This is a genomic window from Lysobacter sp. Root690, from assembly GCF_001427785.1.
GTDB lineage: Bacteria > Pseudomonadota > Gammaproteobacteria > Xanthomonadales > Xanthomonadaceae > Lysobacter.
Map to the genome: position 1 here is coordinate 190185 of NZ_LMHM01000013.1, position 19122 is coordinate 209306.

Sequence of the window (19122 nt, forward strand, 5' to 3'; positions counted from 1 at the left end):
CGCGAAGCTGCGACCACCAAGTTGCGGCCACCCAACTGTAATCGCCAAGTTGCGGGTGATGCCTTGCTTTCCCTCTCCCGCTCGCGGGAGAGGGTAGGGTGAGGGCGTTGTTTCCAGCAGACTTTCGCGGCGGTCCGTTTGCCCTCACCCCGGCCCTCTCCCGCAAGCGGGAGAGGGAGCAATAAGCGAGACGATTCGATCGTGCGTGGTGCGGTTCAATCCGCGTGAGTTATCGGCCGCGTAAGCCGCGGTTCAATTCGCGTCGAGTCCCGAGCGCAACCGCTCCCGCCCGCGCTCAGTCAACACCGCCAGACTGCTCTCCCCATGCGCCTCAACCCGCACCCAACCCGGCGCGGGATGATCGCCGATCGCGTCTTCGCCGATCCAGGCCAGTTCGCGCAGCAGCACGCTCATGCGCACGCCCAGCCGCTTGCACAGGCGCGGTAACGAGACGCCGCCAGGTTCGCCGGCCAGCATCGCCAGCAAGGGCTCAGTCAACTCGGACAAGGCCGATGTCCTTGGCCGACTGCAGTTGCTGGGCCGGCTGCGCCACATGCGGGTACACGATCACCGGGATCGATTTGGACGTCGGCGTGCGTGCTTCGTCGGCGAAGCTCGACAGCGGCACCAGCGAATTGGTTTCCGGGTAATACGCCGCCAGGCAGCCGCGCGGGATGTTGTACTCGACCAGCAGGAAGCGCTTGGCCACGCGCCGCACGCCGTCGTCGCAAAGACTTTCCAGGTCGACCCAGTCGCCGGCCTGCAGCTTCAGTTCGGCGATGTCCTGCGCGTTGATGAACAACACCCGCCGTTCGCCGAACACGCCACGGTAGCGGTCGTTCATACCGTAGATGGTGGTGTTGTACTGATCGTGCGAACGGGTGGTGGCCAGGGTGAACACCGGTTGCTCGCGGCTAGCGCGGGCGCGATGCACGGGTAGGTCGGTCGGCACCGCATGCGGCTTGAATAGCGCCTTGGCTTCGCGATTGAGCCAGCGCCGCTCGGCCGCGGCATTGGTCAGGTGGAAACCACCGGGCACGCGCACGCGCAGATTGAAATCGTAGAAATCGTCGAACACCTCGGCGATCTTGTCGCGGATGCGATCGTAATCGCCGATCAACCACAGCCACGGCACCTTGCTGCGCGCGCCGAGGGTCGCGTGCGCCAGACGCGCGACGATCGCCGGTTCCGACAGCAGCATCGGATCGGCTGGCGCGTTGATGCCGGCCGACAGGTGCACCATGCTCATCGAATCCTCGACCGTCACGCTCTGCGGCCCGGCCTGCTGCATATCGATCTCGGTGCGGCCCAGGCAGGGCAGGATGTAGGCGTCGCGGCCATGCACCAGATGGCTGCGGTTGAGCTTGGTGGTGACATGCACGGTGAGGTCGCAGCGACGCAGCGCGCGATGAGTGGCTTCGGTGTCGGGTGTGGCGGTGGCGAAGTTGCCGCCGAGGCCGAAGAAGGTCTTGCAGCGGCCGTCGAGCATCGCCTCGATCGCGCCGACCGTGTCGTGGCCGTGCTCACGCGGCGGTTCGAACCCGAAAACATCGCGCAGGCGATCGAGAAATGCCGGAGACGGCTTTTCGTAGATGCCCATGGTGCGATCGCCCTGCACGTTGCTGTGGCCGCGCACCGGGCACGGCCCGGCGCCGGGGCGGCCGATATTGCCGCGCAACAGCATCAGATTGACGATCATCTGGATGGTCGCGACCGAATGCTTGTGCTGAGTGATGCCCATGCCCCAGCAGCAGATCACGCTCTTGGCCCGCGCGTAGATATCGCCGGCGCGTTCGAGTTCGGCGCGGGTCAGCCCCGATTCGGTGACGATCGTGTCCCAGGATTCGCTCTCGACCTCGGCGACGAAGGCATCGAAGCCGCGGGTGTGTTCGGCGATGAAGTCCAGATCGATCACCCGCTCGCGCCCGTCGCGCCGCGCCTGCGCGTCGAGCTCCAGAGTGCGTTTGATCATGCCCTTGACCGCGGCCAGGTCGCCGCCGATGCGCAACTGGAAATAGTCCGAGGAAATGCGGGTCGAGCCGTTGTGCAACATCTCCAGCTTGTCCTGCGGATCGGCGAATCGTTCCAGGCCGCGCTCGCGCAGCGGGTTGAACGAGACGATCGCTGCGCCGCGCTTGGACGCCTGGCGCAGTTCGCCGAGCATGCGCGGATGATTGGTGCCCGGGTTCTGACCGAAGATGAAGATCGCTTCGGCGATTTCGAAATCGCGCAACTGCACCGTGCCCTTGCCGATGCCCAGTTGCGCCTTCATCGCGGTGCCCGAAGGTTCGTGGCACATGTTCGAGCAATCGGGAAAATTGTTGGTGCCGTACTCGCGCACGAACAACTGGTACAGGAACGCGGCTTCGTTGCTGCAGCGCCCCGAGGTGTAGAACAGCGCCTGGTCGGGCGAGGCGAGCGAGTTCAGATGCGCGCCGATGCGGTTGAAGGCTTCGTCCCAGGTGATCGGCAAGTATTTGTCGCTGGCCGCGTCCCAGCGCATCGGATGGGTCAGGCGGCCCTGGTTTTCCAGCCAGTGATCGCTGTAGCGCGCTAGGTCGGCGACGGTGTGTTCGGCGAACAGTTCCGGCGTGGCGCGATGCTTGGTCGCTTCGGCGGCCACGGCCTTGGCGCCGTTCTCGCAGAACTCGAAGGTCGAGGTGTGGTCGCGGTCGGGCCAGGCGCAGCCGGGGCAGTCGAAACCGTCGGGCTGGTTGGCCGACAACAAAGTGCGCGCGCCGCTCACCGGGATGTCTTGTTCGATCAGTTGGGTGGCGACGCTGCGCAGAGCGCCCCAGCCGCCGGCGGGGCCGTTGTAGGGGCGAATGGGGTTCTTGCTCATGGGCGCGATTCCAGATTCATGCGGCGGCTTCGCCGCTGGCGTCGACGGGGTCGTCGAGCAGCCGGTATGCGTGGGTGTAGACGGCATGCCCGTCGTCGCGGGCGAAGCCGATCAAGGTGAGGTTGGCCGAGTCGGCCAGTGCGATCGCCAACGCGGTCGGCGCGGAGATCGCGGCCAACAGCGGGATGCCGGCTTGCGCGGCCTTCATCGCCATCTCGAAACTGGCGCGGCTGGTGACCACGGCGAACCCCGACAGCGGATCGATCGCGCGCGTCGACAGCGCCCCGATCAGTTTGTCCAGGGCGTTGTGGCGGCCGACGTCTTCGCGCACGAACAGCACGCGGCCGTCGCGATCGGCCCAGCCGGCGGCATGGGTGGCGCCGGTCAATGCGTTGAGCGGTTGCTGCTGGCGCAGTTCGCGCAGGGCGCGTTGCAGAGCGTGCAACTGGATCGGTGCGCTGTCGGGCAGGCGCGGCGGCGGACGCAGCACCGCTTCGATGCTTTCGGTGCCGCACACGCCGCAGCCGCTGCGGCCCTGCAGATTGCGCCGGCGTTGATCGAGCGCGGCGGCGCGCGCCTCGGGAATGCTCAAGGCGATGGCGATGCCTTCGAGCGAGGTGTCGATGGCGTCGACGCGCAATTCCTGCGCGCTCGCGACGATGCCTTCGCTGAGCGAGAAGCCCAGGGCGAAATCGGTCAGATCGTCGGGCGTGGCCATCATCACCGCGAACGGCGTGCCGTTGTACGACAACGCGACCGGCACTTCGGCGGCGATCGCGTCGAGCGCTTCGGCCACGCGTTCGCCGCGGCGCCGCTGCACCTTGCGTTGTACCGCGCCGGCCGTGGCGGTCGCGGCTGTACTGGCCGGCGCAGCCGCATCCGCCGATGACTCGGTGCGATGGGACGGATGCGGTGTCGGCGAGGATCGGTTCATTGGATGTGTAGCGCCGGACGCTGCGCTCAGCGTCCGGCTCGCGGCCTCAGTGGAACAGCACGAAGGCTTTCTGCAAGGTGACCCACACGCCCCAGGCCAGCGGAATCCCGACCGCGGCCCAGGCGGCGAACACCAGCAGCGGGTTGCCGCCATGGCCGACCTGCGCCATCTGCTCGGGCGTGTACAAGGCGCCGCCGTTGCTGCCGGTCTTCTCGTGGGCGAGGGCTTTTTCGCGCGCCAGTTCCTCCGGCGTCATGAAATGTTTCTGCGCGACCGGGCGCACCATCAGATTGCACAACAGGCCCAGCACCAGCATCCCGGCCAGGATATACATGGTGGTGTTGTAGACCTGCGAAGGCGGCAGGCCCAGGCCGAGCTGGTAGTCGCGCATGTAGGTGACCACGACCGGCCCGAGGATGCCGGCGGTGGCCCAGGCGGTGAGCAGGCGGCCGTGGATCGCGCCGACCATCTGGGTGCCGAACAAGTCGGCCAGGTACGCCGGGATGGTCGCGAAACCGCCGCCGTACATCGACAGGATCACGCAGAAGATCGCCACGAACACGCCGATGCTGCCGGCCGAACCGGCCGTCGGCGCGGACGCGTACAGGGCGAAGCCGAGCACGAAGAACACCACGTAGGTCGCCTTGCGGCCGATGTAGTCCGAGGTCGAGGCCCAGAAGAAGCGTCCGCCGATGTTGAACAGGCTCAGCAGCCCGGTGAAGCCCGCGGCGATGGTCGCGATCAGGCCCAACTGGGTCGCGTCGAGCGACTTGATCCCGCCGTCGACGCCGATCAACTTGCCGCCGAACACTTCCTGCAACATCGGCGAAGCCATGCCGATCACGCCGATGCCGGCGGAGACGTTGAGGCACAACACACCCCACAGCAGCCAGAACTGCGGGATGCCCCAGACCTTTTTCACGTGCACGTGCTGCTGGGTGATCATCGCGTTGCTGCTCGCGGCCGGCGGCGTCCAGCCCGCGGGTTTCCAGCCGCTCGGCGGCACCCGGTAGCCGAACGCGCCGCCCATCATGAACACGAAATACAGCGCGGCCATGGTCAGGAAGGTTTCGTACACGCCGACCGAGGTCGCGGTGGCGTAGTGCTTCATCAGCATGTCGGCGAGCGGGCTGCCGATCAGCGCGCCGCCGCCGAAGCCCATGATCGCCATGCCGGTGGCCATGCCGCGGCGGTCGGGAAACCATTTGATCAACGTCGACACCGGCGAGATGTAGCCCAGGCCCAGGCCGATGCCGCCGATCACGCCCGAGCCCAGCCACAGCATCCAGATCTGGTGGGTCTTGATGCCGATCGCCGAGATCACAAGGCCGCCGCACCAGCACACCGCCGAGACCACGCCGGCCTTGCGCGGTCCCGCGCGTTCCAGCCAGCCGCCCCAGATCGCCGCCGAGCAGCCCAGCAGCACGAAGAACAGGGTGTACATCCAGCTCAGTTCGCTGACTTTCCAGTCGCAGCCGGTGGCGACCATGCGCGCGAAGAAACTCATGTCCTTGGCGCAGTCGAGCGGTTGCTCGATGCCGATCGCCTTCGACAGCGGCAGCCAGAACACGCTGAAGCCGTAGGCCATGCCGATGCACAGATGGATCGCCAGCGCGGCCGGCGGGACCAGCCAGCGGTTGAAACCGGGCTTGGCGACGATGCGCTCCTTGGACAGCAAGCCTTCCGTGGCCGATGACGGTGCTGCGATCACCGCGCTCTGATTGGACATGCGTGGACCCCTCTGATTCGTGCCGCCGGCCTGACCTCAAATATGTGCTTCAGGACATAAAGTAGGGGGATGCCCGGAAGTGTTTGCGAGGCTAACGCGGCCAGGGGCGTGACGTATATCACCGGGTAGTCTAATAATCGGCTTTGAAAAGCCGATTGGGCGTAAGGATGCAGCACCTTATTCACATCGCCGCTGTACTCGATCCACCATGCGTCCGCGTAACTGGCACGCAGGGGCTGTCGCCCAGGCGTGCAGCCTGGTTGCGAACGTCGCGTCGCGGCTCAGGGGCCGTTGCCGTCCGGCATCAGCAATGCCATCGGCGCGCAGGCGGCGGCGCTGCAGCCCCAGCGCCGGAAGCTGTCGCCGTCGCGCCAGGTCGCGGTCGCGGCGGCGTTGATCTCGAATTCCCAGGTACGGCCGTCGGCGATCAGCCGGCCCTTGATCGAGCACGGCAGCCAGTAATAGGCATCGCCCAAGCCGTCGGGGTATTCCTGGGCGAGGGCGAAGAACCGGGCCGCGTCGGCCTCGCTCAGGCGCCAGGCCTTGCAGGCTTGCGTCAGGCTTTCGCGCTCGGGCGCGGAGTCGTTCGAGTCCTGCATCTGCGCCGGCTGGATTTCGGTGATACGCAGCTTGCCCGGTCGCATCGCATCGGTCGTCGCGTGTGGCGCGGTGCTGCACGCCAGCAGCGCGAACAGCGCGGCGACACCGCACGACGCGCGAGCGATGCGTTTGATCTGGGTGATTGCGGCGATCGGCATGGAAGCGGTGTCCTGGTCGGGGTGCGGGGTCGTGCGCGTAGGTGGAGCCGCGCGTTCGCCGCTCGCAGTCTGCGATGCGGTAACGATATGCACGAATGCGATGGTTATCGAGCCCGCGCGTGGATGGGGCAAGCGCCGGTCGAACGCGCGCGTCTGGGGCTTCATCGTATCGGCTCGATGCGGGCCGCGGTCGCTAGCGGCCTTCATGCACGCAGCAATCCAACGGAGCGGCCATGTTCAAAGTCCTGATCCAACCCAAGTGGACCCTGCACGCCGCCGACGGCCGGCCGTTGCCGCCCAAGCTGATCGACCTGCTGCTCGGCGTGCATGCGACCGGTTCGCTAGCCGCGGCCTGCCGCGATCTGGATCTTTCGTACCGCTATGCATGGGGCCTGCTGCAATCCTCGCGCACGCTGTTCGGCGCGCCGCTGCTGCGCATGACCCGCGGACGCGGCGCCAAGCTGACCGCGTTGGGCGAACGCCTGGTCTGGGCCGACCAACGCATCGCCGCGCGCCTGGCGCCGACCCTCGACAGCCTGGCCTCGGAGGTCGAAGTCGAACTCGAACGCACGCTCAGCGCGCAATCGGCGCCGCAACGGCTGCATGCCGCGCACGGCTTCGCGGTCGAAACCTTGCGCCGCTTTCTCGACGAGGCCGGTACGCCGGTCGATCTGAAATACCGCAGCCCCGGCGAGGCCCTGGCGGCGCTGCGCTCGGGCGATTGCGATCTGGCCGGCGTGCATCTGCCGATCGGCGAATTCGAACACGACATCCTCGCGCACTACGCCGACCGCATCGATCCGCTCAACGATCGCGTGCTGCACCTGGCGACGCGGCGGATCGGTTTGATCGTCGCGCCCGGCAATCCCAAGCGCATCCGCACCCTGGCCGATCTGCTGCGCGACGACGTGCGTTTCATCCATCGGCAGGCCGGATCGGGCGCGCGCCTGCTGCTCGAACACATGCTGGCCAAGCAGGGCCATCGCATCGGCGACATCCGCGGTTGCGGCATCGACGAACTCACTCACGCCGCCGTCGCGACCTATGTCGCCAGCGGCATGGCCGATGCCGGCTTCGGGCTGGAGACGCCGGCGCGGCGCTATGGCCAGGATTTCGTGCCGATCGCCTCGGAGCATTATTTCTTTCTGGCACGCGCGGAAACGCTGGAATCGCCGGGACTGGCCGAGGTGCTGGCGATCCTGCGCAGCGAGCGGTTCCGTCAGGAACTGGGCCGGCTGCCGGGTTACGACGCCGATCGCTGCGGCACGGCGCAGGATTTGTTCGAGGCGTTTGCTTCGGCGCGGGCGGTGTTTGGGTGAGGGCTGGTGGCGCAGACGCTCGTGCCCTCACCCCAACCCCTCTCCCGCAAGCGGGAGAGGGGCCAAGCAGGCGATGTTCTTCAGTACGCCGCGTGCCTATCCCTTCTCCCGCTTGCGGGAGAAGGTGCCCGAAGGGCGGATGAGGGAGCGCGTCAACCCAATCAGCGAATCGGTTCGTCCAACATCAGCTCGCGCACGAAACGCACCGGCGGAGCGCCGTAGGACAGCACCTGATCGTGATAAGCCTTGAGGTCGAACTTCGGACCGAGCTGGGCCTCGACCGCCTTGCGCATGTCGAAATGTTCCTGAGCGCCGACGAAGTAGGTCGGCAGCTGCGCCGAGGTCAACTGTGCGCGCACCCACTTGCCGGCGGCTTCGCGTTCCTGCTGAAAGGTCTGCTGGGTCATGAAGGTCATGGCCTGCTCGCGGCTCCAGTCTTCCACCTGCACGCCTTGATCGAGGATCGCGTTGCCAAGCGTGCGCAGATAGAACTTCAGCTGCACCAGGCGGAACAGCGGGTCGTTATCGAGATAACCCGCGTCGGCCATCATGTCCTCGGTGTAGACCGCCCAGCCTTCGGCGAACACGCCCGAGCGCAGCACCGCGCGCAGGGTCGACGGCGCCTTGGCCGAATGCGCGCCTTCCAGGTAATGGCCCGGCATCGCTTCGTGGATCGACAGCAGGTGGACCATGCGCGTGTTGTATTCGCGCAGGAACGAATCGACCTGATCGTCGCTCCATTCCTTGGGGATCGGCGAGATCGCGTAATACGTGTCCAGGCCCTTGTCGAGCGGGCCGGGCGAATCGCAGTACGCAAGCGCGACGCCGCGCTGGAATTCCGGCATCAGGATCACCTTGACCGGCGCATCCGGCACGGTGACCAGATTCTTGGCGCGGGCGAACGCGGTCGCATCGCTGAGCGTCTGCTTGGCGAAGTCGACGACCTTGTCGCGCGGCGGCTTGTCGGCGTAGGCGAGTTCAAGCGCCGCTTCGATCGCCTTCTGCTGCTGCTCGGGCGTGGGCTTGTCGGGCAGCGCGGGCGCGCCGGGCTTGTCCTTGAGTTCCTTCTGCGCGATCGCGTACATCTCGCCACGCGCCCGCGCCAGTTCGGCCTTGGCGCGTTCCATGATCTGCGCGCGCGACAGCGAGGAGTTCAGCGAGAACTTGAGCTTCTCGTCGTACAGAGTCTGACCGATGCGGAAGTTGCCCTTGGCGTTGGGCACCAGGGTCTTGTCCAGCCATTCCTGCTGCTCGGCCACGGCCTTGCGCAGGGTCGCCACCGCATCGTCCAGGCGCTTGCGCTCGGCGCCCTTGAGCTGGCCGGCGTTGGGCGTGATGAAAGTATCGATCAGGCTCAACACGCCTGCGTTCTGCTTGGCCACGGTTTCGGCGTGGATTTTCGGAACCCGCGCCGGATCGAGATTGGCGCGGGCCTGGGCGAAGATCTGCGGGATCTTCTCCATCCGCGCGGTCGCCGATTTCAGCCGCTGCGGCATCGGCGCGTATTCGCGCGCCATCAGGTTGTAGATCGCGTCGCCGGCCAGGCCGCTGTAGACCATCGGGTCCCAGGCCCAGCTCTGCAGGGTCTGGATCGACCACACGTCCGAGCGCAGGCGATTGCGCAGGATCAACGCATCGACCTGGTTCTCGCGCGACAGCTTGGTGGTGTCGATGGTGTCGAGTTCGGTCAGCAGCTTGTTGTTGAAGTCGAGCTGATGTTGGCGGCCGGCGGCGCTGTAGTCGTCGACTTCGCCGTCGAAACGGTGATCGCCGATCTGGGTGGCGGCGATCGGATTGATCTGCATGACCCCGTCGAGCCAGCGCTTGGACAACGCGGCGAACGCGGTGTCGACGGCCGGGTCGGACGGATTCGCGGCGGCGCCCGCGGCTTGCGGCGCGGCGGCGGCCGGCGGCGTGGCCGGTTCGCGCGGGCCGCAGGCCGACAGGGCGAGGACGAGCAGGGCGGGGCTGAGCAAACAAGCGAGCTGCGTAGGGCGCAACGGGCGCATATCCATTCTCGGGTCGGTGGCGGGCCGGGTTGCGCGCAGGATAGGCCAAGCCGGTCGCGCCCGCATGGGTCATTGGTCGGGTCGCCGCGCTGGCCGTGGCGGGAGATGTTTTTCGTCTGGCCTTGTCGTGCCGGGCAGCTGTGGCGTGATTTGCGCGATGTGCGGTTTCGCGGTCAAGACAACCGGCAATGCGGGCAAAGCGGTGGCGGCGAGGTCCGACTGTAGGAGCGGCGCAAGCCGCGACCGCGAAACCTGCTCGCGTCGTATGTGGGAAGTCGCGGTCGCGGCTCNTCCTACAGGGGGTGGACGAGTTTTTGCGCGATGTGGTTTTTGCGCAGTTGCCGTGTCGGTGGTCGGGTTTCGCCGCTTTCGGCGGAGGCGCCGACATAACGATCGGTAATGCGGTCATGCGCGCGGGTCGGGATTCGTGTTGCGGCGGGGTATCGCCAACGCGGCGGAAAAACGGCGCGATCGCTTTGCGGCGCGGGCGTTGCCGCTGAACAGAGCGGTTGCACGTTGATGCGACGTGGTCGCGGCGCGCTCGGCCGTTGGCGAAAAATTCACCATTTTCCCGTCCGCGCTTCGTTGACATCGTTTTATCGCGATGCAACATAAAGCCGTCGCCGCATCCCGCGTCCGACCTTCCTTCCGCATCGAACGACACCACCGTGAACGCAGTTGCCCCGACGAATCCGACCGCCGTTTTGCGCCGTTTCCATGGCGACGGCTGCATGGCCATGTGTTGCCGCTGACCGCTCGTCCGCGTCGCCCCATCGCCCTTCGTCTCCTGCTTCGGTGTTGCCTCATGTCCATTTCGAATGCCATCTCGATCTTCAACGCTCCGACCGATGCCTGGCGCGCGCCCGCGCCGCGCGATCCGTCGATGTGTACCCGGCGGGTGATGCCCTGACGGGCTGAACCTGCCGCTTTCTTCGCCCGTCCCGGATCGGCACGCGGCTGACGGCATCGCCGTCTCGCGTCTCTCTCCCCTCTCGTGATTGCACTGTGCTTGCACAGCGCCGGCGGCCGCGTGCCGTTCCGGGCGGGCGTTCCTTTCGCTCCGAAAAAGTCTTCGCTTTCCCTTCCCCACGTCTTGCAGGAATCGTCCATGTCGTTCGTACACGCAACACGCTTTGTGCCCGCTCGCAGCGTGCATTACCGACGTCTCGCCCTGGCCTTGTCGATAGCGCTCGCCGCGCCGCTGGCGCAGGCCGACGAAGCCGCGGCGACCGCCGCGCCCGGCGTCACCCTCGATGCGGTCCAGGTCACCGGCAGCAACCTCAAGCGCAGCGACGAGGCCGGGGTCAACCCGGTGCTGGTGATCGATCGCGTGCAGATCGAAAAGAGCGGCAAGGTCACCGTGTCGGATCTGTTGCGTAGCCTCACCGTCAACAGCGGCAACAGCTTCAACGAGCAGTACACCGGCAGTTTCGCCAACGGTTCGGCCGGCGTGTCGCTGCGCGGCCTGAGCCAGAAGAACACGCTCGTGCTCGTCAACGGCTACCGCGTGGCCTCGTACGGTTTCGCCCAGAACACCCAGGACAATTTCGTTGATCTCAATGCGCTGCCGCTGGGCGCGATCGAACGGGTGGAAATCCTCAAGGACGGCGCCTCGGCGCTGTACGGTTCCGACGCGATCGCCGGCGTGGTCAATCTGATCCTGCGGCGCAAGATCGAAGGGGTCGAAGTCGATGCGTCGTACGGCGCGGCCACCCAGGGCGGCATTGATCAACAAAGCCTCGGTCTGCGCGCCGGTCATGGCGATCCGGACAAGGACGGCTACAGCCTGCGTTTCAGCCTCGACGTGTTCAAGCGCGGACAACTCAACGGCGACGAACGCGCACTGACCCGCAGTGGAGATTTTCGCGATCAACCCGGCGGGCGACTGGCCGGTTGGTCGACCCAGGGCGGCGCGTTCCTGGCCAATCCGCGCGCGCCGGTCGCGTTCGCTTGCCAGCCCGGTACCCAGTCGCGTCCGTACAGCGACTTCGGCAGCCCGCTGCCGGGCAACGCTTGCGCGTTCAACACTCAGCCGTATCGCACGTTGATCCCCGACGTGGAGCGTTATCAGGCCTTGGTCGCCGGTGACGTGTGGTTCAACGACAAGGTGCAGGGCTTCGCCGAGATCCTCTACAGCACCAGCAATAACGGCACCTATTTCAGCGCGCCGATGACGGTCGGCGCCGGCCTGCGCGCTTACGATCGCGCTTCCGGCAGTCTGGTCGATATTCCGGCGGTGCTGCCGGTCGGACATCCGAACAATCCGAATGCCACGCCGACGCCGTTCGAGTATTCCTTCCTCGACCTGGGCGCGCGTTACAAGATCAACAAGTCGGAGTTCTCGCGCATCCTGTTCGGCCTGCGCGGCAAGGGCGAGGTGTGGGACTGGGATGTCGCCGCCAGCCATTCGGAAAGCCAGCAGCGCGAATACGTGCGCAACTTCCTCAACCGTTATGCGTTCCAGCAGGTGCTGGCCGACGGCAGCTACGATTTCCTCAATCCGTCGCGCACGCCGGGCGCGCTCGACGCGCTGCGCTTGTCGACGCGTCGTCCCGGCACGTATCGCCTGAGCACGCTCAGCGGCAAGGTCTCGGGTTTCCCGTGGCAATGGCGCGCGGGCGATGTCGGCGTCGCCGCCGGTGTCGAGTTTCGCGACGAAGCCCAGGACGCGGGCACCAGTCCGCAGGTGTTGTCGGGCACCGAGCTGCGCCCGGCGATCAATCTGATCGACGGCGATCGCCGCGTCGCCGCCGCGTTCTTCGAGTTCAGCGTCAAGCCCTGGGAGCAGGTGGAAGTGCAACTGGCTGGTCGCGGCGATCACTACAGCGACTTCGGCAGTGCGTTCTCGCCCAAGCTCGGCATCCGCTGGCAGGTCAGCGACGACTGGCTGCTGCGCTTGAACGCCTCGCGCGGCTTCCGCGCGCCGTCGCTGCCGGAAATCGCCCAGAGCACCACCATCAGCTACGGCAGCGTCATCGATCCGTTCGATCCGGTGCAGCCGGGCGCGTCGCGCGGCGTGACCGTGTTGCGCGCCGGCAATCCCGATCTGAAGGCCGAGCGTTCCAGCAATATCAACCTGGGCGTGTTGTGGGCGCCCGATGCCGACACCAGCCTCGGCATCGATCTGTACCGCATCCGCCAGGACGATCTGATCGCGCCGGACAATGTGCAGTTCGTGGTCTCGAACCCGCAGAGCAATCCCGGTCGCGTCACCCGCGACGCGCAGGGCCGTCTGCAATTGGTCGAGAACCGCTATGCCAATCAGGGCACGCTGACCACCACCGGTTTCGATATCGAAGGCCGCAAGGTCTGGCATGCCGGCGACGACCGCTGGACCCTCGACGGCACCTGGACCCGCTTGCTGAGCTACGAGCAGCCGCAGGTGGCCGGGCAGGGCGCACTCGAGGGCGCCGGCGGCAACCGCTTCGGCGCGTTGCCGAAGTGGCGCGGCATCACCTCGCTGGCGTATGCGCGCGGCGACTGGAACGCGCAGCTGTCGTGGCGTTACATCGGCGGCTACCGGCAGCAGGTGGTCGATGCGCGCAGCAATCCGGGTCTGAGCGACAAGGTCGACGATCACCACCAGTTCGATCTGTACCTGGGCTACGAAGGCTTGCGCGACACGACCTTGTATTTGTCGGTGCAGAACCTGGCCGACAAGGACCCGCCGTTCGATCCGGCCGGCGGCGCCTTGCCGTACGACATCAGCCAGTACGACGCGCTGGGCCGCTTCGTCACCGTGGGGGTCAAGCACAAGTTCTGATCGGCCATTGGGCAAGAACCCGCGCCGGGCGCCAACCCCGTTGGTGCTCGGCGTGCGTTCGCTTAGCCATCGACAGGCAATGCGCGTCCGGACGGCAACGGCCGCGGGCGCGTCGTGATGGCATAGTGCCGCCTGCCACTGACGGCTGAGGAGATGAGCGCGATGGACACGAACACTGAGGGCCGCGGCACCGGGTACAAAAACACAATCACCACGCTGGCATTGGCGCTTATGCTGACCGGGGCGATGCTGACGGGCTGCGCTCGACACGATGGCGCCAGTGCCAGCGCGGAAGAAGTGGTGTCGATACCGGAATTGCCGGCCGCCAGTCAGGCGCCGCCTGATCCTGCTGGCGGCGCGCACGCGCAGCCCGACCTGGGCGTATTGCTGGCCTACGAGCATCAGATTCGCATCCGCATGCCGGGCGAGCGCATCGCGGCGCGGGCCGCGGAGGTGCAGGCCGCCTGCAACGGCGGCAAGTTCGGCGCCTGCGCGGTGTTGAGCATGAGTCAGAGCGGCGGCGACGATCCGTCGGCGAACTTGCAGGTGCGGATCGTGCCGCAGGGCGTGGACAAGCTGATCGCGCTGGCCGGCCAGGGCCAGGAAATCGCCGAGCGCAGCATCCAGGCCGAGGATCTGGCCACCGCGGTGCGCGACAACAGCATGCGTCAGGATCGGCTACGCAAGGAACACGCGCGCCTGCTCGAGTTCCAGGACCGCAAGGACCTCAAGATCGAAGACGTGATGACCCTGTCGAGCCGCATCGCCGAAATCGAATCGCAGCTGCAGGCCGCCGAACAGGAAGCCGCGCAGCAGCAGCGGCGTATTTCCACCCAACTGGTCACGCTGACCTTCCAGACCACGCGCGCTCAGGAAAACACCGGCGAAGTCGGCGCGGCGTTCAAGGACGTCGGCGGTATCTTCACCGGCGCGGTCGCCTTCCTGATCCGCGCCTTCGCCGCGTTGTTGCCGGTGGCGCTGGTGTTGACCGTGCTGGTGCTGCTGATCCGCCGCATCCGTCGCGCGCGTCGCAAGGGCTGAGTCGCGCGGCCGACGACCGGGCCGCCTCGCTGCGGCCCGGTCGTGTCGGTGTCAGCCGACGCTTTGAGTCAGCGTTCTTCCTCGGTCTCGAACTCCACCAGCACGTCCAGGTCGAAGGCCAGCGCTTCCACCGCCTCGCGCACCTTGTTGGCGGTGGAGGCGTTGGGCGCGTCGATCTCCAGTTCGTGCGTGCCCGGGCCGGCGTCGTCGGGCAGGCCGGCCGAACTGGAGTCGCTGTCGTCCATGTGCGGCATCAGGTCGGCGACTTCCTCGACGTGTTCGATGCCCTCCAGACTGGACAGCAGATTGCCGATCGCGCGGGCGTCGTCTTCGGTGCCGGTGATGCGAATGCGAAGCTGGGGCATGCGGGCGGCCTGATAGCGAGGGGAGTGGGCAGGCTAGGCATCGTCCGGCTAAGGTCGTGTGAAACGTCACATCGGCTGCATGCGGCGCGAGTAGGCTAAACGCCATGAACACGACCTCCGATTCGCCTGCCTTATCGCCCCCGTCATCGGTCCCCGCGCCGAGCGTGACCTTGCGTCCGCTGGAGCGCGGCGACCTGCATTTCGTGCACGTGCTCAACAACAATCGCAGCGTGATGGGCTATTGGTTCGAGGAGCCCTACGAGTCGTTCGTCGAACTCGAAGAGCTGTACCGCAAGCACATCCACGATCAGTCCGAGCGCCGCTTCATCGTCCAGGACAGCGGCCAGGAGCGCGTGGGCCTGGTCGAGCTGGTCGAGATCGACCATCTGCACCGGCGCGCGGAATTCCTGATCATGATTTCGCCCGAACAGCAGCGGCGCGGTTATGCGCGCGCGGCGACGCGGCTGGCGATCAACTACGCGTTCCGGGTATTGAATCTGTACAAGCTGTACTTGCTGGTCGATGTCGACAACAGCCGGGCGATCCAGATCTACGAGGACGCGGGCTTTCAGCGCGAGGGCGTGTTGATCGACGAATTCTTCAGCGACGGGCGCTATCACGACGTGGTGCGGATGTGTCTGTTTCAGCCGCAGGCGTTGGGGCAGAGCAGTGCGGGGCGTAGTGCTGGGGTTTGAGGGTTTGCGGCCCTCACCCCAACCCCTCTCCCGCTTTGCGGGAGAGGGGCTTTAAGCGGTCCTTCTCCCGCGCAAGCGGGAGAAGGTGGCCCGCAGGGCCGGATGAGGGCCGCGACCCGCGTCTACTTCTTCTTCGCCGCCCGATCCCGCACCGGCAGCGGCACATTGCAGATATTGATGTACCCCGCCGGCCGCTTGTAGAAATCGTCCTGGCGGTTGCGCCGCGATTCGACCAGTTCGGTGAACAGCGGCGTGTCGGTGCGCAGCACTTCCAGATCGCTGCGTTCGGCCTTGGGCACCTTCGCCGCCAGCCGGATCGCCTTGATCGGCGCGCGCTCGGCCGCGGTTTCGTAGAAGCCCAGCGCGCCGGTGCCGCGCGGTAGCGAGGACAACAGTTCCATGCCCTTGACCACGCGGCCGACCGTGGTGATGTTGAGGTCGAGGTGACGCGGCGATTGGCCGATCACCACGTACAGCTCGGCGCCGTTGCTCGAATCGATCGCCATGTCGCGGCCGGCGCCGACGGTGCCGTAGCAATGCGCGAGCCAGCTCGAACCGGTCGCCGAATCGCGCGCGGCCGGGAAGCCCGCGGCGAAACCGGCTTGCGGCGCCCAGCCGTCGGGATCGGGCAGCACGGTCATGCTCAGGCCGGCGCTCTTGCGCGAGACCTCGGCCGGCAGCTTCGGCTTGAAACCCGCGCCGAACGGCTTGCGCTTGCTGGCGTCCTCGGCGTTGGCGTCGCCCCACTGCACCACGTAATTGTCCTGCGAGCGGTTGATGCTGAGCCCGTTCCAATAACCGTTGCTGGCCAGCGAGCGGATGTTGGCCACGTGCGCGGGCGCGAACTGCGGTGCCAGTTCGATCACCACCCGGCCGCGCTCGAGCTCCAGGTACAGCGTGTTGTTCGGGTCCAGCGCGCGCCAGTCGGTGGGCCGGCTGGCGTCGAGGATGTCCTGCATGCCGCGCGGCTTGGCCGGCGCGGCGGTCTGCGCGCTCGCGCTGGCGGCGATGAGGGTCAGGGCGAGGGCCAGCGGCACGGCTTGGGAAAGCGAACGCTTCATGCGGTTTCCTGAAAGAAGTTGGACGGTGGCGATGCGGATACCGCCGGGAAAGGTAACGAATCGGCGCGGCGACGGCGTCCCCGCGCCGGCCGTGTTTCAGTCTTGGCGAAAATAATCGGCGCGGATGAATTCGGCGAACTCGCTTTGGCCGGGGAAGCGGTTCTCGATCACGAAGCGATAGCGGTCGTCGGCGAATTCGTAGCGGTAGCGCGCTTCGCCGCGCGGGGTCGTCTTTTCGAAATGCAGGGTGTCGCCATGCCAGCGGCCGCGCGCGGGCTCGGGCGGGAACCCCATCGAATCGAACCACCACCACAGCACGTCCTCGCTGCCGGGTTCGATCAAAAAGACACCGTGGCCGCGGAACACCACCTGGTCGTCCTTTTCCTGGCGGTACTCCTGTATCAGCGCGGTGCCGTCGAGGGCGACGTGGTAGGCGCCGTGGCCGATCGACGCGCCGCCCGGTCCCCAGGGCGAAGGCGAGGCGTGTTCCGGACCGGACCAGCGGCCGGCGAACCGGTGCAGTCGGGCGAGGTGGGCGAGGTCCGGTCGGGGCGGTTGCATGGCGGATCCTGGCGGCGGCGATCGCCGAAGCGTAGCCGGTTGCAACCGCCCGCGCAGCCGCGGTGTCTCTGTCGGCACGGCGTGCCGCCGACTCACTCCTCACTCCTCTGAACTCACTGCTCCCAACCGCCAGCCGTTAGCCACGATGACTACCGGCACATTCGCTATACCGAACTTCGCACTAGCATCAGCTCCAACCTAGAGGAGCCTGCCGTGACCGAGCTCGACAGCCAATTGCGAAAGTTCCAGAAGGAGCTCAGCGCCGGCACCGTCTCACTGGCCTTGCTGGCGGTGCTGGGGTCGGCGCGCGAGCCGATGTACGGGTACCAGATCGCCAAACGCCTCGAGCGCGAGGGCGAGGGCGTGCTCAGCGGCAAGCAAAGCGCGCTGTACCCGGTGCTGCGCAACCTCGGCGCGGCGGGGCTGCTCGACAGCCACGTCGAACCGTCCGTGACCGGTCCGCCGCGCCGTTACTACACCATCACCGATACCGGACAGGCCGCGCTGCGCGAGTGGACAGCCGCCTGGCGCGCGACCCGCGACTCCGTAGATTCCGTACTCCAGGGGCTGAACGCATGAACGCCATCAACGACGCAGGCCACACCGATTCTTTCGCCGACGCGGGCCTGCCGCGTTCGATTCCCGATTATCTCGACCGCCTGCGCGCGGCCTTGCGCGGCGCCGATCCGGCGCTGGTCCAGGACGCGCTGTACGACGCCGAGGAATACCTGCGCTCGGAGCTGGCCGAGAACCCCGACCGCAACGAGGCCGAGGTGATCGCCGCGGTCGCCGGCAGTTACGGCGCGCCCGACGAGGTCGCCGACATCTACCGCGACACCGAGATCAAGGTGCAGACCGCGCTGCGGCCGCCGGCGCCGAAAAAGCGCAAGTCGCTGCTCGGGCGTTTCTTCGGCGTGGCGCTGGAGCCGCGCACCTACGGCGCGCTGTTCTACATGCTGCTGTCGCTGGCGACCGGCACGTTCTACTTCACCTGGGTCAACACCGGCATCTGGTTGTCGCTGGGGCTGTTGATCCTGATCATCGGCATTCCGCTGCTGATCCTGTTCCTGGGCTCGGTGCGGGTGCTGGCGCTGGTGGAGGGCCGCATCATCGAAGTGATGCTCGGCGAACGCATGCCGCGCCGGCCGCTGTACACCAACCGCGAACTGTCGGTGATGGAGCGGATCAAGCAGATCTTCGTCGACCCGCGCACCTGGGGCACGCTGTTGTACATGCTGCTGATGCTGCCGCTGGGCACGATCTACTTCGTCATCGCGGTGGTCGGCCTGAGCCTGTCGTTGTCGCTGATCCTGTTGCCGTTCGCGCAGTTGTTCGGCCTGGTCGGCCACGGCGTGTATCTGGACGGAATCGAAATGGCCGGCGCGTGGGAGCCGTGGGCCTGGCCGCTGTTCGCCGCGATCGGCGTCGTGCTGCTGTTCGTGACCCTGCACGCCGCGCGCATGATCGGTTATGCGCATGCCCAGTTGGCCAAGCACCTGTTGGTGCGGTGGGCGCAGCACGACTGAAACCGCTGCGTCGTCCGCGTTACCCATCGATCAGCCGGCCGCGAGGCCGGCTGATCGTTTTTGACCACAGGGCTCATGCCGGCATACGCGATCGTGCGCGAGGCGGGCTCACCAGTCGTTGAGCAGACAGCTTGCGAACGGATAGAAGCGGTTGTCTTCGGTTCCTTGCGCGGCGATGCAGGCGGGATCGGAGGACGAACCTGCATTTCGGCAAGTGTCGTAGCGTTGACCCCATGCGGCGACGTAAGCATGAGGCGTGCGCTGGCATTGGCTAGAGTTAGCCGGACACTGTTGTATCACCGAGCGTACGAAGTCGAACTCGTACCCATTCTGGGCGAGGCATACCGGATCGTTCGGGCCGTAGCTCTCGCACAGGTTGATGCGGGTATCGCGCAAGGCCATGATCTCCTCCACCGTCGGCGCGCAGGGTCCCGCGAGCAATCCGGCGGAGAACGACAGGGACAAAACGAGCAAGGCCAGCGATGCGGTCTTCATGGACGGCTCCAGTGCTTGGTCGTG

The 19122-nt window shown here is 66.5% G+C and carries 16 protein-coding genes; 6 read left to right on the top strand and 10 right to left on the bottom strand.

Going from position 1 to position 19122, the window contains the following annotated elements; genetic code table 11:
* Positions 1–252: 252 nt before the first annotated feature.
* From ASD86_RS12825 to ASD86_RS12845, 5 genes are all read right to left on the bottom strand, one after another.
* Entirely contained in the window at positions 253–555 is a 303-nt protein-coding gene (locus ASD86_RS12825; RefSeq protein WP_056111005.1) for a hypothetical protein, read from the bottom strand.
* Positions 491–2842 carry an FdhF/YdeP family oxidoreductase gene (locus ASD86_RS12830; protein WP_056111007.1) on the bottom strand — a complete coding sequence of 784 codons (2352 nt, stop codon included), beginning with the start codon at positions 2840–2842 and terminating at the stop codon, positions 491–493. Before ASD86_RS12830 ends, ASD86_RS12825 begins: the two co-directional genes overlap by 65 nt.
* Before the next feature lie 16 nt (positions 2843–2858).
* Positions 2859–3662 carry a formate dehydrogenase accessory sulfurtransferase FdhD gene (gene fdhD, locus ASD86_RS12835; RefSeq protein WP_056112668.1) on the bottom strand — a complete coding sequence of 268 codons (804 nt, stop codon included), beginning with the start codon at positions 3660–3662 and terminating at the stop codon, positions 2859–2861.
* A gap of 160 nt (positions 3663–3822) precedes the next feature.
* Positions 3823–5505, bottom strand: coding sequence for an OFA family MFS transporter (locus tag ASD86_RS12840; RefSeq protein WP_056111008.1), 1683 nt, complete (start codon positions 5503–5505; stop codon positions 3823–3825).
* Between the two features lie 281 nt (positions 5506–5786).
* Complete coding sequence (locus ASD86_RS12845; protein WP_157476575.1) at positions 5787–6263, bottom strand: hypothetical protein; 477 nt, start codon at positions 6261–6263, stop codon at positions 5787–5789.
* Positions 6264–6496: 233 nt separating this feature from the next.
* Here ASD86_RS12845 and ASD86_RS12850 point away from each other — a divergent pair, with 233 nt between their 5' ends.
* Positions 6497–7582: a substrate-binding domain-containing protein gene (locus tag ASD86_RS12850; RefSeq protein WP_056111013.1), complete on the top strand. Its 1086-nt coding sequence runs from the start codon at positions 6497–6499 to the stop codon at positions 7580–7582.
* A 161-nt stretch (positions 7583–7743) separates the two neighbouring features.
* On the opposite strand, the gene ASD86_RS12855 is transcribed toward ASD86_RS12850, so the two are convergent.
* Positions 7744–9591 carry a DUF885 domain-containing protein gene (locus ASD86_RS12855; protein WP_056111015.1) on the bottom strand — a complete coding sequence of 616 codons (1848 nt, stop codon included), beginning with the start codon at positions 9589–9591 and terminating at the stop codon, positions 7744–7746.
* Between the two features lie 1108 nt (positions 9592–10699).
* Between ASD86_RS12855 and ASD86_RS12860 the strand changes: the two genes are divergently transcribed.
* Both ASD86_RS12860 and ASD86_RS12865 read left to right on the top strand, forming a co-directional pair.
* Positions 10700–13354 (top strand): TonB-dependent receptor, encoded by a 2655-nt coding sequence (locus ASD86_RS12860; protein WP_056111016.1) that lies wholly within the window; start codon positions 10700–10702, stop codon positions 13352–13354.
* Positions 13355–13516: 162 nt separating this feature from the next.
* Positions 13517–14395 (top strand): DUF4349 domain-containing protein, encoded by an 879-nt coding sequence (locus ASD86_RS12865; RefSeq protein ID WP_162253662.1) that lies wholly within the window; start codon positions 13517–13519, stop codon positions 14393–14395.
* Between the two features lie 68 nt (positions 14396–14463).
* Here the strand turns inward: ASD86_RS12865 and ASD86_RS12870 are convergent, their stop codons facing one another.
* Positions 14464–14760: a hypothetical protein gene (locus tag ASD86_RS12870; RefSeq protein WP_056111020.1), complete on the bottom strand. Its 297-nt coding sequence runs from the start codon at positions 14758–14760 to the stop codon at positions 14464–14466.
* Positions 14761–14864: 104 nt separating this feature from the next.
* Between ASD86_RS12870 and speG the strand changes: the two genes are divergently transcribed.
* Entirely contained in the window at positions 14865–15455 is a 591-nt protein-coding gene (gene speG, locus ASD86_RS12875; RefSeq protein ID WP_056111022.1) for a spermidine N1-acetyltransferase, read from the top strand.
* A 122-nt stretch (positions 15456–15577) separates the two neighbouring features.
* On the opposite strand, the gene ASD86_RS12880 is transcribed toward speG, so the two are convergent.
* Both ASD86_RS12880 and ASD86_RS12885 read right to left on the bottom strand, forming a co-directional pair.
* Positions 15578–16516 carry a peptidylprolyl isomerase gene (locus tag ASD86_RS12880; RefSeq protein ID WP_056111023.1) on the bottom strand — a complete coding sequence of 313 codons (939 nt, stop codon included), beginning with the start codon at positions 16514–16516 and terminating at the stop codon, positions 15578–15580.
* Between the two features lie 96 nt (positions 16517–16612).
* Positions 16613–17077: a DUF1579 family protein gene (locus ASD86_RS12885; protein ID WP_056111026.1), complete on the bottom strand. Its 465-nt coding sequence runs from the start codon at positions 17075–17077 to the stop codon at positions 16613–16615.
* A 213-nt stretch (positions 17078–17290) separates the two neighbouring features.
* Between ASD86_RS12885 and ASD86_RS12890 the strand changes: the two genes are divergently transcribed.
* Both ASD86_RS12890 and ASD86_RS12895 read left to right on the top strand, forming a co-directional pair.
* Positions 17291–17656 carry a PadR family transcriptional regulator gene (locus ASD86_RS12890; protein WP_036110555.1) on the top strand — a complete coding sequence of 122 codons (366 nt, stop codon included), beginning with the start codon at positions 17291–17293 and terminating at the stop codon, positions 17654–17656.
* On the top strand, positions 17653–18603 hold the full coding sequence (locus tag ASD86_RS12895; RefSeq protein WP_056111028.1) for a sensor domain-containing protein: 951 nt from the start codon (positions 17653–17655) through the stop codon (positions 18601–18603). Before ASD86_RS12890 ends, ASD86_RS12895 begins: the two co-directional genes overlap by 4 nt.
* A gap of 108 nt (positions 18604–18711) precedes the next feature.
* Here ASD86_RS12895 and ASD86_RS12900 read toward each other — a convergent pair whose 3' ends face one another.
* A complete protein-coding gene (locus ASD86_RS12900; RefSeq protein WP_056111030.1) occupies positions 18712–19098 on the bottom strand; it encodes a hypothetical protein in 387 nt (128 codons plus the stop codon).
* Between the last annotated feature and the right edge of the window lie 24 nt (positions 19099–19122).

What these genes read in the sequence shown, in the direction of transcription:
- ASD86_RS12825 (WP_056111005.1), bottom strand. Translation starts at nt 555, where the DNA reads ATGTGGCGCAGCCGGCCCAGCAACTGCAGTCGGCCAAGGACATCGGCC.
- ASD86_RS12830 (WP_056111007.1), bottom strand. Translation starts at nt 2,842, where the DNA reads ATGAGCAAGAACCCCATTCGCCCCTACAACGGCCCCGCCGGCGGCTGG.
- ASD86_RS12840 (WP_056111008.1), bottom strand. Translation starts at nt 5,505, where the DNA reads ATGTCCAATCAGAGCGCGGTGATCGCAGCACCGTCATCGGCCACGGAA.
- ASD86_RS12845 (WP_157476575.1), bottom strand. Translation starts at nt 6,263, where the DNA reads ATGCCGATCGCCGCAATCACCCAGATCAAACGCATCGCTCGCGCGTCG.
- ASD86_RS12850 (WP_056111013.1), top strand. Translation starts at nt 6,497, where the DNA reads ATGTTCAAAGTCCTGATCCAACCCAAGTGGACCCTGCACGCCGCCGAC.
- ASD86_RS12855 (WP_056111015.1), bottom strand. Translation starts at nt 9,591, where the DNA reads ATGCGCCCGTTGCGCCCTACGCAGCTCGCTTGTTTGCTCAGCCCCGCC.
- ASD86_RS12860 (WP_056111016.1), top strand. Translation starts at nt 10,700, where the DNA reads ATGTCGTTCGTACACGCAACACGCTTTGTGCCCGCTCGCAGCGTGCAT.
- ASD86_RS12865 (WP_162253662.1), top strand. Translation starts at nt 13,517, where the DNA reads ATGGACACGAACACTGAGGGCCGCGGCACCGGGTACAAAAACACAATC.
- ASD86_RS12870 (WP_056111020.1), bottom strand. Translation starts at nt 14,760, where the DNA reads ATGCCCCAGCTTCGCATTCGCATCACCGGCACCGAAGACGACGCCCGC.
- speG (WP_056111022.1), top strand. Translation starts at nt 14,865, where the DNA reads ATGAACACGACCTCCGATTCGCCTGCCTTATCGCCCCCGTCATCGGTC.
- ASD86_RS12880 (WP_056111023.1), bottom strand. Translation starts at nt 16,516, where the DNA reads ATGAAGCGTTCGCTTTCCCAAGCCGTGCCGCTGGCCCTCGCCCTGACC.
- ASD86_RS12885 (WP_056111026.1), bottom strand. Translation starts at nt 17,077, where the DNA reads ATGCAACCGCCCCGACCGGACCTCGCCCACCTCGCCCGACTGCACCGG.
- ASD86_RS12895 (WP_056111028.1), top strand. Translation starts at nt 17,653, where the DNA reads ATGAACGCCATCAACGACGCAGGCCACACCGATTCTTTCGCCGACGCG.
- ASD86_RS12900 (WP_056111030.1), bottom strand. Translation starts at nt 19,098, where the DNA reads ATGAAGACCGCATCGCTGGCCTTGCTCGTTTTGTCCCTGTCGTTCTCC.